This window comes from Brevibacterium picturae (genome assembly GCF_030453725.1).
In the GTDB taxonomy this organism is placed as follows: domain Bacteria; phylum Actinomycetota; class Actinomycetes; order Actinomycetales; family Brevibacteriaceae; genus Brevibacterium; species Brevibacterium sandarakinum_A.
The window spans coordinates 1-15,570 of the sequence record NZ_JAKDJU010000021.1 but is presented as its reverse complement, the minus strand read 5'-3'; the positions used below and the strand labels follow the sequence as shown (position 1 = coordinate 15,570).

Sequence of the window (15,570 nt, the reverse complement as noted above, 5' to 3'; positions counted from 1 at the left end):
GACTATGAGCACTATAGTTCCCTAGTGAAGGATTCCACGTGACCTACATCGAAGCGTTCGCCGTCGAGCAGTGGATGGACGAATATGAGGAGTCGTGCCGTTTCAACCTCGCCGAGACATGTGTGCGATCACTGACCGTCGACGAGCTCGTCGACCTCACAGGGGATCGGGCGGCGTTCTGGGAGCAGCTCGGCACGATGCAGCTGACCTACGGGCCCATCATCGGCAGTCCGCGGCTGCGGGAGCTTGTCGCGGAACTCTACGATCATGCCGGCGCCGATGACGTCATGATCACACATGGTGCGATCGGCGCCAATTCGCTGGCCTATTCCGCACTGGTCGAACGCGGAGATCATGTCGTGACTGTGGTGCCCACCTATCAGCAGCATTATTCGATCCCGGAGAGTCTGGGCGCCGAGGTTGACCTTGTGCATCTGCGTGCCGACGACGACTGGCTGCCGCGTCTCGAAGATATCGCTGCCGCAGTGCGGCCGAATACGAAGCTCATTGCGCTGAACAACCCCAATAACCCCACCGGAGCGCTCATTCCCCGCCAGCAGATGGAGGCCATTGTCGACATCGCCCGCGAGGTCGGTGCCTGGGTCCTCTGCGATGAGGTCTACCGCGGAGTCGACCAGAACGGCGACGGGTTCACCGCATCTATCGCCGATCTCTACGAGTTCGGGATCTCCACCGGCAGCATGTCCAAGCCCTATGCGCTGGCCGGACTGCGGTTGGGTTGGATCGTCGGACCGCAGGACTTCCTGGCAGCAGTCGCGATTCACCGTGACTACACCACGATCAGCGTCGGCCGCATCGATGACGCGCTCGCGATAGTGGCCTTGGAGAACAGAACCACGATCCTCGCCCGTTCGCGAGCAATCACCCGTGAGAACCTGGCCGTCCTCGATGATTGGGTGGCTTCACGTGCAGACGTCAGCTGGGTGAAGCCGCAATCGGGCACTACCGCGCTCCTCGGCTACGACGCAGACATCGATTCCTATGACTTCTGCCGCCGGCTGTTGGCCGAGCACGGCGTCATGTTCACCCCGGGAGACGCCTTCGGCATTCCCAAAACTTTGCGCATCGGATTCGCCGACGACCACGAGGTGCTGAAGACCGGGCTGACGCTGACAGGCGAATTCCTCGACAGCGTGTCTGAATGGTGAAGACGGGCCCTACTTCAGCACCCCATCCACCAGCGTGCGCGCATCGTGCTGTAGGGCCCGCAGGTGGTCTTCATCGCGCAGCGACGCCGCATAGATTTTGTACACGTCTTCTGTGCCGGATGGCCTGACCGCGAACCAGGAGCTCTAGGTCGTGACCTTGAGTCCGCCGATGGGGGTGTTGTTTCCCGGCGCCGAGGTGAGCACCGAGGCTACCGGTTCACCGCCGACGGACTTCGCGCTCACCTGGATTGTCAAGGACTTCGTCCTGTACATGTACGTCGACTCCGGCTTCGACGCCCAGTACATTTCCGTCACGGCCTTAGATATTTCCGGCCAGGCGACATCGAGTTCTTCACTTCCCCGATGGCGGGAGTCGGAACCTCGAGTGACGGCCAGTCGATCGTCAACGTTGGCGAAGAAGGGCTGAAGAAGGTTCAGGACGCGTTCCAGAACGACACATTCGAGGACTACGCGCAGAACGCACCGGAGTCGCACCTGTAGGCAGTGGAGCGCAGTAGTAGTGCGAAGAAGAGAGAGCCCCGCTCCCAGTTTATCCTGGAGCGGGGTACTGCTTGTCCTGGCCGAGGTTGCCTGAAGGCACGTACGGTCATCGCATTCTGTACTTCTCATCTGTCCACTCGGATCTCGAACCTTCAGCACAACGCTCACTGCCCAGCGAAATGGGCGGAGAGTTTCCGATGATCTCCGCGCCTTGCCTACAGATCGGGGCTGGTGTGCACCGCGAGCTAAGATTAACGCCCTGTCGACCACAACGTGAGGTCACCGGACTCCTGGCGGCACGGCACTGTGATTGCGCCTCTGAAAACGTAGTCTACGGCGCGGGCAGTTACACTCCATGTCCCGCCAATCTCGGTGGGCATTGACTCGTGTTTCTCTGAGGCTGCATCATGAAAATGTTCTCGAGCGTCCACGTCTGTGAACACCGAGAACTTCTCTTTGGCTCTCGCCGTGGTCCGAGGAGGTAAGTCGCCGATGTACCAAGAAACGATGCAACTATCCGAAGTTGCTTCGACGTGGAAGTTTGAAGTAAGTAGACGGGGAACTGCTCGATTAGCCTTAGGCAAGTTCATGGTCGAATAGTCTAACTGGTATGGCTTCAGTTCACCGTAGTGGGGAGGCTTATCTGGCATCATCTGAAACACCGGGAACTGGCGTCCGTGATTGTCGACATGGTCACAATAGGCTGAATCCGAAACCATCAATACTGTGACATTGGGGCGTAATTTCACCCGCGCCCGAACGTTCTCGAGGTAGCGATCCGATTTGTTGCTTATCTCGAAAGTCCCATGGTTCAACATTTGGCGCAAGAACTCGGTTTTCGCACTTTCGACGGCGGCCTGGCATTCGTCTTGCCACCTTTTGACATCAGCACGAAACTGGTCGACTGTGCGGCGGTCTGCGTTGCCCAACTGCGGTTCCAGAATGTTACGCACACCAGTTAAGTTGGAGCTACTTCGTGCGGAGGCAGGTATGCCCTCTATCATCTCGTCTGCGGCTGACTTGACCAGGCTTTCGATCAGTTCTTGGACGTTGTCACGGCTAATGCGGTCAAAGGCGCCAGAATATTCGATGCTCACTCTGGCACCGGTATGAGGAGCTTTGACACGTCGGCACTCTAGTTGCTTCAGGTCGTGGCTCGTCGCGGGACGAGTCTTCTCTGGGGTTCTGACATACACTTCGCCGTCGCGAACTGACAATTTAGAAGTGTCATCTGTGTAGTCCTTTCGGCAAGCGTGGATGCGGTCACCCCATTGTGGTGCGTTTACAATGATCGCTAGCACCAGACCGTCCGAATGCTCGATGAACTGATGATCCCATTGAGGGCCGTCTGCACCGACGTAGGTTCCGACAGAATCATGTAGAACCGCAGCGTCTACCTTTTCGACGCCGACAAGCGTTTTCTGCTGGTCGATGCCAACTAGGATTACTCCTGATCCACTCAGGTGTTTCTCTGCGAGATCTGGCATCCGGTTAGCCATGCCAATTATCGTCCTGCTCAGTACGACTGCAGATCGCTTTCTGTTCTGCCGTTCGTCAAATGAAAGACTGCCCTTCAACTCGAGATAATCGACCTCTGACAGGTCGCCCAGCGCCAGTGCATGATTGACTAAAGACAACCATCCGGAGATCCCGGTAGGTAGCCGCGACAGATCGACGTCCATGTGTGAAATCTTTCCTTACAGTGCTCGGGCTTTCGAGTTGACACGCCGTTGCCCGAGCACCGGGTCGCAGCCGAGTGACATATTCCCGACACTATTGTGGCCAGGCAGTCAAAGTGCTAGCTGGGGATCGGAGCGAGTGCCCCCGGGATATAAAGCGACTCCGGAATTAGCCGGAGATCTGGAAACCTCTTTGAATGTCGGATATTTGCACTTTTGGAGGCAAATCGACAAGGCTAGCTAGCCGATTAATCAAGTCTGTTATGGAGCGAGTTCTCGCCGCTGTGTCAGTCGAATTGAGAGTTTCCCGATATAGGCGAAGCACGTCACCATCATCGCCAAACACAAGTGGAAGCTCGTTGAGAGGGCCGATCAATCGCTCTTGATCTAGTCTAAAACGCATGATTTCACGGACAAGCGTCAGTCGCTGGTGATCACGCTCTACCCGTTTTTGGGAAGTCCGAGCCCATCGACTTTGGAAGTATCCCAGAACGCCAGTTAATGCAGCCCCGACCACTGCGCCTGCGAGGGCAGCTAAGAGTTCTGGACTCACTTACAACCTCCAGTAATTTGGGTCGCGTCCTTCAACTTCACCAGGTTTATGCGCTTTCATCGCCCTAGCCCAGCACGCCGTCGACCAAGCTCCGCGCATCGTGCTGCACGGACCGGAGGTGGTCATCGTCCTTCAGCGATTCCGCGTAGATCTTGTACACGTCCTCTGTGCCCGATGGCCTGACCGCGAACCAGGAGTTCTCGGTCGTGACCTTGAGTCCGCCGATGGGGGCGTTGTTTCCCGGCGCCGAGGTGAGCACCGAGGTCACCGGTTCACCGCCGACGGTCTTCGCGCTCACTTGGGAGGCCTCCAGCGCACCGAGCTTGGCCTTCTGCTCCCGCGTGGCCGGGGCGTCTTGGCGGGCGTAGGCGCTATGGCCGAAGTTCGCGGCCAAACCTGCATAGCGCTGAGACGGGGTCTGTCCAGTCTTCGCCGTCATCTCGGCGGCCAGGAGGGCCATGATGATGCCGTCCTTGTCCGTCGACCACACCTTGCCGCTGCGACGCAGGAACGATGCGCCGGCTGATTCCTCGCCGCCGAAGGCCAGCGTCGAGTCGAGGAGTCCGGGGACGAACCATTTGAATCCGACAGGGACCTCGAAGAGCCGGCGACCGTGGGCAGACACAATGCGGTCAACGATCGAAGAGGTGACCAGCGTCTTGCCGACCCCGGCGCCGGTCGACCACTCGGGACGGTGATCGAGCAGGTAGTCGATGGCCGTGGCCAGGTAGTGATTGGGGTTCATCAGTCCCGCGTCGGGGGTGACGATGCCATGACGGTCCGCATCGGCGTCGTTGCCTGTGGCGATGTCGAAGTCAGCGCGGGAGGCGATGAGCCCGGCCATGGCGTACGGGGAGGAGCAGTCCATGCGGATGTTCTCGTCCCAGTCGAGGGGCATGAATGACCAGGTCGGATCGACCTCCGGGTGAACGACCGTGAGGTTGAGATCGAAGTCCTCGGCGATCGCGGCCCAGTAGTCGACACTGGCTCCGCCCAGGGGATCGGCGCCGATCTGGATGCCGGAGCTGCGGATGACATCGAGATCGATGACCGATTCGAGGTCTTCGGTGTAGTTGGCGATGAAGTCGAAGTTCTCGGTGTTCTCCAGATGGAAGGCCCGTTGGAAGCCGGTGCGTGGGACCTTCTCCCACCCGGCTTCGAGATAGGAGTTCGCGCGCTCAGCGATCCACGTAGTCGTCTCTGAGCCTGCCGGTCCGCCGTGAGGGGGGTTGTACTTGATGCCGCCGTCGGATGGCGGATTGTGGCTGGGGGTCACGACGATGCCGTCGGCCTGAGGCTCGGTCGCGGACTTCCCGGCGTTGAAGCCGAGGATCGCGTGGGAGAGCACAGGTGTGGGGGTGAATCCGTCACGCTCATCGATGAGCACGGGCACCTCGGCGGCGGCAAGGACTTCGAGGACGGTGAGGAACGCAGGCTCACTCAGCGCATGGGTGTCACGGCCCAGGAAGATGGGGCCGCGGATGCCCTGCTGCTTGCGGAAGTCGACAATGGCGGCGGTGATCGCTGTGATGTGGGCTTCGTTGAAGGCACGGTTGAAGCTCGAGCCGCGGTGGCCCGAGGTTCCGAAGCTCACGGCCTGAGCCGGTACGGAAGAATCGGGGACGAGATCGTAATATGAGTCGAGCAGTGCGGGGATGTCAACAAGATCCCGATCCTGGGCCAGCTGGCCGGCGCGAGTAGTCATAGTCCTACCTTGCCAAATCCCCACCGATGCACACATTCCTGAGCCTTCAGTTCTTGCATCGTGGACGGCAGATGTTCCGATGGGCGGAAAATCATTGCTCTCACCCACTTCGCCCAGTGTTCTTGCCCGTTCTCGGAGACGATCGGTTCACTCGGGTTGTTGCTGTGGCCGGGCCAGCTTGAGTGAGTAGATGAGATGGGGCATTCCTGTGGACGATGCATTTCCCTGCTGATTGATCCGGGGGATCTCCTCGTGAGCTAGGTGGCATCGTTCGCAAGCTTGAGCGATATTGCCCCAGGGGAAATCTGGTGGCAACTCCTTCGCATTCCTGTGCCGGTCAGTTTCCATCGCCAGATCTCGTTTGGCCGCTTCTTGATCAGGATAGAGCCCGACCTGTTTGTAGTGGGCAAGGAGCCAAACCTCGAAACACGGCACTGACACTACGCCTCGGACCTGTGTGGTCCGATTAGACATACTGTCGCATCGTTTGAGGAAGTCGGTGCGGTCGGTACCGTCGTGGTCGACGATGATCCAGACTTCGTCAAAGGCGGAGAGGTCGCCTTGAGGGCTCGCAAGCTTCTTCAGCACGCCGTTGGGGTCCCGTGCGATCGGTTTGACGCTGACACTGTGGGACTTGTCGCGATTGGCGAGGCGCTTCAGTTCTTCCAGGTACCGCTTTTCGGTGATCTGACCGTTGGTGACGAGGAGAACAGTTCTCTTCGACTGACGTTTGGGTGCTGATCGTTTGCGAGACAATTCTGCTCAGCCCACACTCTCTCGCAATGACAGCCCCCGCCGGAATGGCTCTGTCACATTGACATCGGGAACGGCGCCAAATTTTCCTGCCAAGTACCTCTTCTGTTCGTTGTTTCCCTTACGGGTGTCGAATTCCTGCAGCGAGAACAGTTCGCTCGTGCCGTCATCGTCCTTCTCACAGAACCAGACTTCGTTAGGTTCCAGAATTCTTGAGGGGGAGTTGGACAGCAACGCAGTGTCATGGGCGACGAATATCAGCTGGGCACCGAGGTGGTTGATGTCCTCATCTTTGAACATCTCAATCAGCGACGCTGTCAGGCTTGGGTGGAGGCTGGAGTCGAGTTCGTCAACGACCAGGGCACCGCCGGTGGTCAAAGCTTCAATCGCTGGTAGAACCGTTGCCATCCAAGTGATGGTGCCTGCGCTCTGGGCATTGAGCGGCAGAGAGAATTCCCCTCCATCAGCAGACTTGTGGGTGAAGACCAGAGAGCGCCCCATGCTGGCAATGATCTCCTCGGGCACTTCCATTTCGGGGTCATCTTCGACAGCTGCATAAAGTGCTTCGAGTTTCTTGACGAGATCTTCAGGCAGCTCTCGTTCGTCCAACCGAACTTCCGTGATCCCCAGGTCGGCAGCCCTGGCGACGCTGTTGACCAGCTCCTGCCATCCGTCATCGCCTTCGGCCAAACGTGCCATCACCCATTGAAGTCGATTTGTCGTTCCCTGGTCGCCCACCTCGATCGACTGGAAGTGCGGCGAGTGGACGAGAGCGCGAGCGACCGGAGCCAGCGTCAAGTGTTCATATTGGAAGGCCGTACTTAGGAAAGTTGCAGTGCGGGTCGTGATGCGTCGGACTTCCTGCGTCGGCCCCTTCAACGTGGATCCTGTGCTGAGGAGCATTTCGGACGACTTATGGTCCTGGACTCTTGTGAACAGGTGACGGGCGGTCCCGTGGGGGTAGCTTTTCAGCGATTCGTAGCTGATACCCCAGTCTTCAGCAGAGATCTCGTAATCGTAGCGAACATCATCGGCGACGAAGCTGAGGAAGTATTCGGTTCTTTCCGCAGTGCCGGAGGTGTGTCCAAAATGAGGATGAAAAAGTAGCGTTCGCGGTCGTCGAATCGACTTGATGAGGGTCTCGAGAGCGTCGAGAAGCGTGCTCTTGCCGGACGCATTAGGGCCGAATATCGCCGCAGTCCGAACCGTAGAATCGATCCAAGATTGCCCGTTTCGAGGCACCAGAGTGCGCAGCGTTTTCGAGGTTAAGTCGAGCGTCGCAGTATCGGCGAAGCTCCGGAAGTTCCTGACTCGGAATTCGAGTAACATGCTTCAACTATAGGCTCAGGCGCCACTTCAGGCAATCTTTCGGAATAAAGTTCCCGAAACCGCCTTTATTCAGGGTGCTGAGCTCCCTGGCCTGGAATCCCAAGTACCGGTCGTTGCGACCGGGGCGATTGGGCCACCGGGCGCCACTGAGTCCGAAGCTTGTCCCCGCCGTCGATATGGATCGATGGCGTGTGGTTGCCTCACTTCACCCAGGGCTCGTCGCCGGTCTCGGACACGATCGGCTTGCCGTGGTCGAGGTTCCACGACCCCATGCCCCCGACAACGTTGTAAGCGTCGAAGCCGTTGGTGGTCAGCCACGCCACGGCGCGGATGGAACGCCCACCGGTGCGGCAGATGACGTACATATCGTCATCGAGGGGCAGATCGTCGAGGCGGGTGGGCAGTTCGCCCAGCGGCACGTGGACCGCGCCTTCGATGTGCCCGGCCTCCCATTCGTCGTCCTCGCGCACGTCGATGATGGCGGCACCCTCGGGGATTTCGTTCACGGAGACTGATTCTTCATCCATGTCTTCAGTTTAGGCACGCAGTCTTCCCAATGCATCCCCGAGGCCAGGTTGCTGCCCGTGCGACTCAGCGCTCCTGGGTGTCATCTCCCTGATGTCGTTCGACGAACGGCAGGACGCTTGAGCCATCGCCCATCGAGGCCCGTGCGATCACGCCGAGCGAGCCGTCCTGATGCAGGATCACGGCCTGGAGGTCATCGAGCGAACCGTGTCCCGACTGGCGAGCGGCGGTGTGGACATCAGCCTCGGTGAGTCGGTGTTTGCGCAGGGACTTTCGCTGCAGCTGACCGTCGTAGTAGAGCAGCACCGGGGGAGAATCGAGAAGTCGGCGCATGAAATGCGATCGCGAGCGGATGGTTGCGAGCACCCACTGCACGACGACGAGCAGCACCAGGGCGACCAGGGTCTGGGCGAGGCCGACGTCGACGGCGGTCATGACACGACCGAATGCCGAGCCGATCGTCACCGCGATCACGAAGTCCAAAGGTGTCATCTTCGCCATCGTCCTCGGTCCTGTGCCGCGCAGCAGGATGACGAGCGTGAGGTAGCCGACGGTGCCGATGAGCAGCGTGTGCCAAATGGGGGACCAACCGGTCCAGAAGTAGCTGGGATCCATTCGGCCATCGTGACACATCAGCGACGTCGACGAAGCTTCCCGCCGCCTGACAATGCAGACTGCGGCCCGACACCCCCCTGTCGCAGGGAGCGACATCATGTGACAATGACCGAACAGTCGACCATACGACTGAGGTGCAATGGATCGTCAGCGAAAGGATCGATGATGAGCAGAGACACGAGCGACGAGACGAACGGCGAGAAGAAGGCCCGCGATGTTGCGGAGAAACTCGATAAGACGGCCGAGCCGCTGGCCGGCACCTCCCAAGTGCACTCGCATGCGAAGGTCGGCTACACCGAGGAGGACGTCGAGCGTCGTGCTGGTGATGCTGCCGCCGAGGAGGGTGTGAGCCTGTATCGCAACCCAGACGGCTCACATACCGCCGTCGACGAATCAGCAGCCGAGGACTTCGTCTCCGAGGACGCTGTCCGAAGAACTGACGAATCCGCAAACGACGACCGGTGAAGGGAGAGCACAATGGCTGACACCGAGAACCTGAATCAGGCCGATGTCGTGAGCATCCTCCGCGACAGCGGATACGTGATGCTCACCACCGCACTCAACGACGGCAAGCTGCTCGCCCACCCCATGGTGCCTCAGCAGGTCACCGACGATGCCGATGTGTGGTTCTTCATCGGCATGCAGGGTGACCAGGCGACAGCACTGCTGAAGAATCCCGAGGTCAACATCGCCGTCGCCGAGGCGGGCAATTGGCTCTCGGTGGCAGGTCGAGTCGAGTTCGTCGACGACCAGGACAAGAAGGACGAACTCTGGAATGACCAGGTCGCCGCCTGGTTCACCGGCGGGCGCAATGACCCCGAACTCGGCCTCATGAAGGTCGTCGGGGACTCCGCCCAGCACTGGGGACTCGAGGGCGGGAAGGTCTCCGCGCTGGCCCAGATCGCCAAGGCCAAGGTCACCGGTGATCGCACCGCCGGAGGCAGCGACACCACCGAGCTCTGAACGAGCGAACAGGCGGCTCACCGGCGGGGGGGTTCTTCCGGCGGTGAGCTATGCCGGCGTGGCCGATGCCACCGACTCCAAGACTGGCCACACACGACTCTCGGACTAGCATGGAGGCATGGCAAAGCAGATCGTCATCATCGGTGGGGGACTGGCCGGAATCACCGCGGCCCGGGAGTTCAGCGAACGCGGACAGGCGGTCACCCTCGTCGACCCGAACGCGGGGGAGACCTGCGAGCGACCACCCCTGTCGAAGCACCTCTTCGACGACTCCCGGTACCACCTGCCCTTCCACCTCGAATCCAGTGAGCTCATCACCTTCGTCCGTGACAGGGCAACGGAGATCACCCTCGCCGAGGTGGGTGAAGGAGGCACCGTCCACCTGGCCACCGAGGTGACCCTGGACTTCACCCACGCCATCCTCGCCACCGGCATGGAGGCCAACCGACCCGAGATCCCGCAGTATCCGGACGCGCTTCCGGTCTACAACCTCGGCGAGGCCGAATGGATCCGTGGCATGGTTGCCGAATCCAGTGCCCCTCTCAACGTCGGAGTACTCGGCTCCGGGTACTTGGGGATGGAAGTCGCCACCTCGGCGGTCGCGGCAGGCCATGAAGCCACTGTCTATCTGCGTGGCGACGAACCGCTGCGCAAGCAGCTCTCGGCACCGGTGCGCCAGGCTCTCTTCGCCAAGCACAAGGAAGCGGGCGTGAAGTTCGTCGCTCACACCAGCAGTCCAGATGAAATTCCGGCGAACATTCATAACCTGTTCGTCACCAGCGTCGGCGCCCGTCCGGCGCTCATTCCCATCGATGGCGACCGACCCGCCGAGGCATGGGAGGTGAATGAGAAATTGGCAACATCTCACCCCGGAATCTGGGCCGCCGGTGACTGTGCCCGCATCACCGCCGGACCCTATGCCCTCGACCACCCCTGGGCCTGCGAACCCGTGGCCGAAAGTCACGGCAGATACCTCGCCGACCTGCTTAGTGCCGAGGGCAGTGAAGCCGAAGAGCCCTGGTCCGACGTTCCCTGGCACTGGAGCTTCCAAGGTCCGGAAAAGGTCTTCACCGCAGGCCTGACCAGCCCCGATGCCACCGGCACGATCATCAGGCACGACCCGAGCGGGAAGAAGTTCCAGGTCTTCCACTTCGACGGCCCAAGCTCAGAGGCAGCTCTCGTCGGTGTCGAAACGCTCAACTGGCCGCCCATGCAGGCCGCTGCCAGACGAGTACTTGCCGGTAACAACAAACCGACTCGTGCCCAGATCGAAGACCCGGACTTCGACTTCAAGGCTCATAGCCGACTGTGAGAATCGGCTAACCTCATCACGTAGACTTCCTGTGATCGACCCCAAGTCGCCGACGAGAGAAACTTCTGTACATGGATATGGCTAAGCTAGCTGACGCGCATGACCTCGGCAGAGTCGGCGGACGGCCGTCACTGCCCCAGTACGTCAAGCAGCTGATCACTCGCAGCGACTTCACCTTCACCCTTGCCAAGTACAAGATGCAGAGCGAGAACGAACGCAACCGCCTCGGCATGCTCTGGGTGCTGTTGCGGCCGGCGTTCTCAGCGCTCATCTACGGTACGGTCTTCGGCTTCATCATGCAGGGCGCGACTGCGCGTCCGCCGGACTTTGCTCCCTTCGTCATCATCGGCGTTTTCGTCCTCGAGTTCTTCAACACCTCGATGAATGGCGGGGCGAAGTCGATCATCTCGAACGCCTCCCTTGTCCAATCTCTGCCGTTCCCGCGCATCGTGCTGCCCATCGCCACGGTGTTCCAGAACCTGTTGAACTTCATCCCCACCTTCATCTTCATGGCGCTCTTGGTCATGCTGTGGGGAGCGCGGCCCAACTGGGAATGGTTCCTCTTCATTCCGCTGGTCATCCTGTTCTGGATCTTCAACCAGGGTGTTGCCTTCATCTTCGCGCGCGCCACTGTCCACTTCCGTGATCTGTCCCAGGTCACTCCATTCATCTCGCGCATGATCTTCTACACCTCGGGGGTCTTCTTCGAGCTCAAGACCATGGTCGAGAAAATCAATCCGGCCCTGCAGCCGTTCGCCGACTGGCAGCCTCTGAACAATGTTCTTTCGATCGCCCGTGGCATTCTCATGAAGGACGGTGTCATTCCCTATGACTACTTCTGGCACCTCGCTATCTGGGCCTTCGGCATCTTCATCTTCGGTTTCATCTTCTTCTGGCAGGCCGAGGAAAGGTATGGTCGCGATGAGTGAGCAGGACACGCCCGATACCGGCAGCGTCCCCGCAGTGACCAAGGACAATCCGCCCGTCGTGGTCTGCGACGACGTCCACGTCCGCTATAAGACCCTGGCGACGGGCAAAAAGCTCAAGCTCGGCAGCAAAGACGTGATGACCAAGCGGCGTGGACTTCGGGAGGTTCATGCCCTCAAGGGCGTCAGCTTCGTCGCACACAAGAACGAATCCATCGGTGTCATCGGCTCCAACGGCTCAGGCAAGTCCACGCTCATGCGCTCGATCACCGGTCTGACCCCAACGTCCGAGGGTGCGATCTATGCGAGCTCGCGGCCGAACCTCCTCGGTGTCGGTGCTGCCCTGATCCCGGATCTCTCCGGAGCCCGCAACATCGTCCTCGGCTCTCTGGCGTTGGGGCTGACCCGCGCCAAGGTGGAGGAGAAGTTCGACGACATCGTCGAGTTCACGGGACTGCGCGATTTCATCGATCTGCCGATGCGCACCTATTCATCGGGCATGTCCCAGCGTCTGAAGTTCGCCATCGCAACTTCCGTCCAGCACGAGATCCTGATTGTCGACGAGGCGCTCAACGTCGGGGACAAGAAGTTCCGCGACCGGTCCGAGGGGCGCATCCGTTCGATCCGCGAGAACGCGGGCACGGTCTTCCTGGTCTCGCACTCGATGCGCTCGATCAAGGACACGTGCAACCGTGCGTTGTGGATCGAGAAGGGCGTCCTCCGCGCCGACGGACCCGCGGAGGACGTCATCAAGGAATACCAGGACTTCACCAAGGCGGAGAAGGAGAAAGACCAGGACTAGCTCCGCCAGTGGGCTGTCCGCGGGTCGCCCGCACGCCGTCACCAGATTCCTTGCGGCGGCAGTCTGCGTGTGTGACAAGGCGGTGTCTGCCTGTCATCGGCCGGGCAGCACGTGCGCTTTGAGATACTCTCCGGTGACGCTCTGCGAATCGCCGGCGACCGTCTCCGGGGTGCCGACAGCGACGATCCGACCTCCGTCTTCACCGCCGCCGGGGCCGAGGTCGATGATCCAGTCTGCGTTGGCGATCATGTCGAGATCGTGTTCGATGACGAGCACCGTCCCACCCTGGTCGAGGAGCTGCTGGAAGACGCGGACGAGCACACGGACGTCATCGGGATGCAGACCGACTGTCGGTTCGTCGAAGACAAAGAGAGTGTGTTGCTGCGACTTGCCCAGTTCGGTGGCGAGTTTGAGGCGCTGGGCCTCACCGCCGGACAGAGCGGGAGTGGCTTCGTGGAGGGTGAGATAGCCCAGACCGACATCCTGCAGGGCCTGCAGACGCGCATGGACTCTGCGCATGCCGGCGAGGTGGGGACTCGCCTCGGCGACGGTCAGCGCCAGCAGCTCCGGCAAGGACAGAGGCCGGCCGTCGGCATCGGAGGGGCGGCGATAGTCTTCCGCATCCGGGCTGTAGCGTCGGCCCTCACACTCGGGGCAGGGAATGTCGACGTCGGGCAGGAACTGCACATCGAGTGTGATCTCGCCGGTGCCCTCGCACCTGGGGCAGCGAAGCGTGCCCGTGTTGTAGGAGAAGTCACCGGCCTTCAGCCCGGCCTCCTGCGAGGGTTGGAGACGAGCGTAGGACCGGCGAAGGTCGTCGAGGACCCCGGAATAGGTCGCCACGGTGGAGCGGACGTTGATGCCGATCGGTGTCGCGTCGACGACATTGACTCGTTCGATCCCGGCGGTGTCGATCTCATGCACATGCTCGGGCAGAGATCGTTCGTCGTCGGCTCTGAGAGCGGGGACGAGGCTGTCGAGAACGAGGGTGCTTTTGCCCGAACCGGACACCCCGGTCACAACCGTCAGCCTGTTCCGCGGGATCTCGGCCTCCAGAGCGTGAATGGTGTGGATCGGTGTGGTGGCGAGTCGGATCCGACCGTAAGTGAAGACCTCGTGAGCTGATGCGGATGTGCGGACGAGTCCGCTCGCCCGCCCGGTGAGATAGGGGCCGATGCGCGAATCCGGGTTGCCGTCGAGATCCCCGACAGTGCCGGAGGCGACCACGGTGCCGCCGTCGCGTCCGGAGCCGGGCCCGATCTCGATGAGATGCTCGGCCTCACGCAGCACGAGCGGATCATGGTCGACCATGACGACGGAGTTGCCCTCGCCGAGGAGGTCGGAGATGACGCCCTGCAGGCCCTGGATGTTCGAGGGGTGGAGTCCGATCGACGGTTCGTCGAGGACGTAGAGGACACCGGTGGTCTCATTGCGGACTGCCCGGGCCAGTTGGACGCGCTGTCGTTCACCGGTCGACAGAGACGCCCCGGCTCGGTCGAGGCCGAGGTAGCCGAGTCCGAGGTCGAGCAGTCGGCGCGCCATGCCCAGCAGTGTGTCGACCAGCGCCCGGGCCATGGCCTGCATCGGTCCGGGAAGCGTGTCCGGTACGTCTGCGGCCCAAGCGACGAGGGCATCGAGCGTCATCGCGGTCGCGTCGGCGAGGCCGAGCTCACCGATTCGCGGTGCCCGGGCCGCGGGGGACAGGCGGGTTCCGTGGCAGTCGGGGCAGACGCGTTCGATGAGGAACCGGCTGACTCTGGCCAGTCGCTTCTCGTCATCGGCCCGCTTGAGTTCTTCGCTGACCGTCAGGCGTGCGTTGCGGAATGTGAAGTCGAGATCATGCAGACCTTTCTTCGAGGTGACAGTGATGTGCTTCTTCTCTTCGGGCCCGGCGAGGACGATGTCGCGTTCCCAGTCGTTGAGATCACGCCAGGGCACATCGGTGCGGACATCGAACTCTCGCGCGATCTGGGGCTGGACGTTGAATCCGAACATCTGCCACGGGATGACGGTGCCGTCATCGATGGTCATGGTTCTATCGCGGATGAGGGAGGCATCGTCGATGTCTCGGATCGTGCCGATCCCCTCACAGCGGGGACAGGCTCCCGCGGAATTGAAGGCCAGAGCCTCGGCGCCGGGAGCGCGCACGGTCTCACCGCACACCGGGCAGGCGAAGTCTTCTTCCGCGGCCACGGACAGGGTCGGGTCCTGCCGGTGCCCGTTCGGGCAGACATGGGACCCCAGCCGAGAGAACATCAGCCGGACGACATTGAGCAGCTCGGTCGACGTTCCGAAGGTCGAGCGCACACCGGGAACCCCCGGGCGCTGCCGTAGGGCCAGGGCTGCGGGGATGTGGCGGACGCTGTCGACGTCGGCGCGTGCGGCCTGTCCCATCCGACGGCGTGTGTAGGTCGACAGTGCTTCGATGTAGCGTCGTGAGCCTTCGGCGTAGAGGACTCCCATGGCCAGAGACGACTTGCCCGATCCGGAGACGCCGGCGATGGCGACGAGGGTGCTGAGCGGCACATCGACGTCGATTCCCTGCAGGTTGTGGACGCGGGCGCCGCGAACTTCGACCGCTGTGGCAGGTGAGTGGTTAGGGGTTTCGGTCGACATATCGTGATCGTAGCAAGCGGCACCGACGCGGTCGCCACCCAGCAACCCAGCCCTTTGCGTCCCGTCACCTCCGAAGATCGCCGGTACCCTCGCCGAGGCGGCTCCTGGCTGACACGGCACGC

The 15,570-nt window shown here is 61.1% G+C and carries 14 protein-coding genes and 1 pseudogene; 7 read left to right on the top strand and 8 right to left on the bottom strand.

The genetic code is table 11. From position 1 onward, the window contains the following. The first annotated feature begins 38 nt into the window (after nucleotides 1–38). Complete coding sequence (locus L0G76_RS04020) at nucleotides 39–1,169, top strand: aminotransferase (protein WP_304356038.1); 1,131 nt, start codon at nucleotides 39–41, stop codon at nucleotides 1,167–1,169. 9 nt (nucleotides 1,170–1,178) lie between these two features. On the opposite strand, the pseudogene L0G76_RS16325 reads toward L0G76_RS04020, so the two are convergent. Next, nucleotides 1,179–1,415: pseudogene (locus L0G76_RS16325) on the bottom strand (phosphoglucomutase, alpha-D-glucose phosphate-specific); the annotation flags it as partial. A 117-nt stretch (nucleotides 1,416–1,532) separates the two neighbouring features. Between L0G76_RS16325 and L0G76_RS04010 the strand changes: the two are divergent. Then, nucleotides 1,533–1,670: a hypothetical protein gene (locus L0G76_RS04010; RefSeq protein ID WP_304356037.1), complete on the top strand. Its 138-nt coding sequence runs from the start codon at nucleotides 1,533–1,535 to the stop codon at nucleotides 1,668–1,670. A 251-nt stretch (nucleotides 1,671–1,921) separates the two neighbouring features. On the opposite strand, the gene L0G76_RS04005 is transcribed toward L0G76_RS04010, so the two are convergent. The 6 genes from L0G76_RS04005 to L0G76_RS03980 all read right to left on the bottom strand — a co-directional run bounded on the left by L0G76_RS04005 (nucleotide 1,922) and on the right by L0G76_RS03980 (nucleotide 8,829). Next, nucleotides 1,922–3,352, bottom strand: coding sequence for an AlbA family DNA-binding domain-containing protein (locus L0G76_RS04005; RefSeq protein ID WP_304356036.1), 1,431 nt, complete (start codon nucleotides 3,350–3,352; stop codon nucleotides 1,922–1,924). Nucleotides 3,353–3,966: 614 nt separating this feature from the next. Then, entirely contained in the window at nucleotides 3,967–5,607 is a 1,641-nt protein-coding gene (gene pgm / locus L0G76_RS04000; RefSeq protein WP_304356035.1) for a phosphoglucomutase (alpha-D-glucose-1,6-bisphosphate-dependent), read from the bottom strand. 147 nt (nucleotides 5,608–5,754) lie between these two features. Continuing rightward, on the bottom strand, nucleotides 5,755–6,363 hold the full coding sequence (locus L0G76_RS03995; protein WP_304356034.1) for an RloB family protein: 609 nt from the start codon (nucleotides 6,361–6,363) through the stop codon (nucleotides 5,755–5,757). A 6-nt stretch (nucleotides 6,364–6,369) separates the two neighbouring features. Then, nucleotides 6,370–7,689 carry an AAA family ATPase gene (locus tag L0G76_RS03990; protein WP_304356033.1) on the bottom strand — a complete coding sequence of 440 codons (1,320 nt, stop codon included), beginning with the start codon at nucleotides 7,687–7,689 and terminating at the stop codon, nucleotides 6,370–6,372. A 200-nt stretch (nucleotides 7,690–7,889) separates the two neighbouring features. After that, nucleotides 7,890–8,216, bottom strand: a complete 327-nt coding sequence (locus tag L0G76_RS03985; RefSeq protein WP_304356032.1) for a rhodanese-like domain-containing protein — start codon at nucleotides 8,214–8,216, stop codon at nucleotides 7,890–7,892. 64 nt (nucleotides 8,217–8,280) lie between these two features. Further along, nucleotides 8,281–8,829: a DUF421 domain-containing protein gene (locus L0G76_RS03980; RefSeq protein ID WP_304356031.1), complete on the bottom strand. Its 549-nt coding sequence runs from the start codon at nucleotides 8,827–8,829 to the stop codon at nucleotides 8,281–8,283. A gap of 165 nt (nucleotides 8,830–8,994) precedes the next feature. Between L0G76_RS03980 and L0G76_RS03975 the strand changes: the two genes are divergently transcribed. The 5 genes from L0G76_RS03975 (at nucleotide 8,995) to L0G76_RS03955 (ending at nucleotide 12,832) form a co-directional block, all read left to right on the top strand. After that, nucleotides 8,995–9,294: a hypothetical protein gene (locus L0G76_RS03975; RefSeq protein ID WP_304356030.1), complete on the top strand. Its 300-nt coding sequence runs from the start codon at nucleotides 8,995–8,997 to the stop codon at nucleotides 9,292–9,294. 12 nt (nucleotides 9,295–9,306) lie between these two features. Next, on the top strand, nucleotides 9,307–9,792 hold the full coding sequence (locus L0G76_RS03970) for a pyridoxamine 5'-phosphate oxidase family protein (protein WP_304356029.1): 486 nt from the start codon (nucleotides 9,307–9,309) through the stop codon (nucleotides 9,790–9,792). Between the two features lie 118 nt (nucleotides 9,793–9,910). Continuing rightward, a complete protein-coding gene (locus L0G76_RS03965) occupies nucleotides 9,911–11,104 on the top strand; it encodes an FAD-dependent oxidoreductase (protein ID WP_304356028.1) in 1,194 nt (397 codons plus the stop codon). A 77-nt stretch (nucleotides 11,105–11,181) separates the two neighbouring features. After that, nucleotides 11,182–12,033 carry an ABC transporter permease gene (locus L0G76_RS03960; protein WP_304356027.1) on the top strand — a complete coding sequence of 284 codons (852 nt, stop codon included), beginning with the start codon at nucleotides 11,182–11,184 and terminating at the stop codon, nucleotides 12,031–12,033. Further along, the gene (locus tag L0G76_RS03955; protein WP_304356026.1) at nucleotides 12,026–12,832 is read left to right on the top strand and encodes an ABC transporter ATP-binding protein; all 807 of its coding nucleotides are present in this window, start codon (nucleotides 12,026–12,028) and stop codon (nucleotides 12,830–12,832) included. The genes L0G76_RS03960 and L0G76_RS03955 overlap by 8 nt, the downstream gene beginning before the upstream one ends. 93 nt (nucleotides 12,833–12,925) lie before the next feature. Here L0G76_RS03955 and L0G76_RS03950 read toward each other — a convergent pair whose 3' ends face one another. Then, the gene (locus L0G76_RS03950) at nucleotides 12,926–15,448 is read right to left on the bottom strand and encodes an excinuclease ABC subunit UvrA (RefSeq protein ID WP_304356025.1); all 2,523 of its coding nucleotides are present in this window, start codon (nucleotides 15,446–15,448) and stop codon (nucleotides 12,926–12,928) included. Between the last annotated feature and the right edge of the window lie 122 nt (nucleotides 15,449–15,570).

Coding starts and splice junctions, on each gene's coding strand:
- L0G76_RS04010 (WP_304356037.1), top strand. CDS start 1,533: ATGGCGGGAGTCGGAACCTCGAGTGACGGCCAGTCGATCGTCAACGTT.
- L0G76_RS04005 (WP_304356036.1), bottom strand. CDS start 3,352: ATGGACGTCGATCTGTCGCGGCTACCTACCGGGATCTCCGGATGGTTG.
- pgm (WP_304356035.1), bottom strand. CDS start 5,607: ATGACTACTCGCGCCGGCCAGCTGGCCCAGGATCGGGATCTTGTTGAC.
- L0G76_RS03990 (WP_304356033.1), bottom strand. CDS start 7,689: ATGTTACTCGAATTCCGAGTCAGGAACTTCCGGAGCTTCGCCGATACT.
- L0G76_RS03985 (WP_304356032.1), bottom strand. CDS start 8,216: ATGGATGAAGAATCAGTCTCCGTGAACGAAATCCCCGAGGGTGCCGCC.
- L0G76_RS03980 (WP_304356031.1), bottom strand. CDS start 8,829: ATGGATCCCAGCTACTTCTGGACCGGTTGGTCCCCCATTTGGCACACG.
- L0G76_RS03975 (WP_304356030.1), top strand. CDS start 8,995: ATGAGCAGAGACACGAGCGACGAGACGAACGGCGAGAAGAAGGCCCGC.
- L0G76_RS03970 (WP_304356029.1), top strand. CDS start 9,307: ATGGCTGACACCGAGAACCTGAATCAGGCCGATGTCGTGAGCATCCTC.
- L0G76_RS03965 (WP_304356028.1), top strand. CDS start 9,911: ATGGCAAAGCAGATCGTCATCATCGGTGGGGGACTGGCCGGAATCACC.
- L0G76_RS03960 (WP_304356027.1), top strand. CDS start 11,182: ATGGCTAAGCTAGCTGACGCGCATGACCTCGGCAGAGTCGGCGGACGG.
- L0G76_RS03955 (WP_304356026.1), top strand. CDS start 12,026: ATGAGTGAGCAGGACACGCCCGATACCGGCAGCGTCCCCGCAGTGACC.
- L0G76_RS03950 (WP_304356025.1), bottom strand. CDS start 15,448: ATGTCGACCGAAACCCCTAACCACTCACCTGCCACAGCGGTCGAAGTT.